Raw genomic sequence first — 1,043 nt, 5'->3', positions numbered from 1 at the left:
CTCCGCAAGCTTCGCCAGCAGCCAAAACAACGGGGGGAGAGGGGACGCTGGCCGGTCACCACGAGCCGCCCCCCTCACCGGCGAAACTTCTTGGTCCGCGCCCGCACCCGTCTCCAGCCGCCGCTTGACAGACATAGAAGCGTCGGGGGAGAGGGGAAGCTGGCCGGTCACCACAGCCGCCCCACCCACCGGAATCCTCTGCAAAAGGAGCAACACCATGAACACCGCACCCACCCTCGAAATGCTCGACCCGGCCACCCTGACCGTGGACATCAACGTCCGCAAAGACGCCGCCCTGACCGCCGATTTCATTGCCAGCATCAAAGAGCACGGCGTGATGGAACCCGTCATCGCCCACCGCAGGGACGACGGGACCGTGCATGTCCTGATGGGACAGCGCCGCACCCGGGCCGCCGTGGAAGCCGCCCGGCCCCTGATTCCGGTGATGATCATCGAGTCCCCCGAGGAAGCCGAACGGATCGTGACGCAGGTCGTGGAGAACATCCAGCGCGCCGAACTGACCGAAGCGGACGAAGCCGACGCCTACCACCAACTGTCCCTGATCGGCGTCTCAGCCGCCGCGATCGCCAAGAAGACCGGGCGGACCAAGACCACCGTGGAAGGGGCGCTGAAGGCCAAGTCCTCGAGCGCCGGAGCCGCCGCCCTGGGCAAGGGATACACCATCGATGAAGCGCTCATCATGGCCGAATTTGAAGGGAACCAGGACGCCACGGCGGAATTAGAGTCCGTGATCGCGGACGAACCCGACCAGCTCCTGCACGTCGCGCAGCTCCTGCGGGACCGCCGCGACCGCGCCGCCGCCCTCGCCGCACTAATCGCCGAGTTCGAGGCGCAGGGCAAGACCGTCGTCGCGGACGCCGGGCACTACTCCAACGAAGAGAACCTGTACGTCTCGGCCGCGAAGCGGGCCGACGGGGAACCGGCCACCGACGAGGACGCCAACGCCTACCTGATCAGCACCGACTACCGGGGCCAGCACAAAGCCAACCCCGTCATCACCGGCTGGAAGGACCTGGGCTTCA

The 1,043-nt window shown here is 66.8% G+C and carries 1 protein-coding gene; it reads left to right on the top strand.

Features of this window, described 5'->3' with window-relative positions:
- Nucleotides 1-217: 217 nt before the first annotated feature.
- On the top strand, nt 218-1,043 hold an 826-nt coding region (locus tag AC1DKQ_RS22385; protein WP_476920279.1), incomplete at its 3' end, for a ParB/RepB/Spo0J family partition protein.

Source organism: Arthrobacter sp. 05L421 (assembly GCF_056397785.1).
This window is presented reverse-complemented; position numbering and strand designations above follow the sequence as displayed.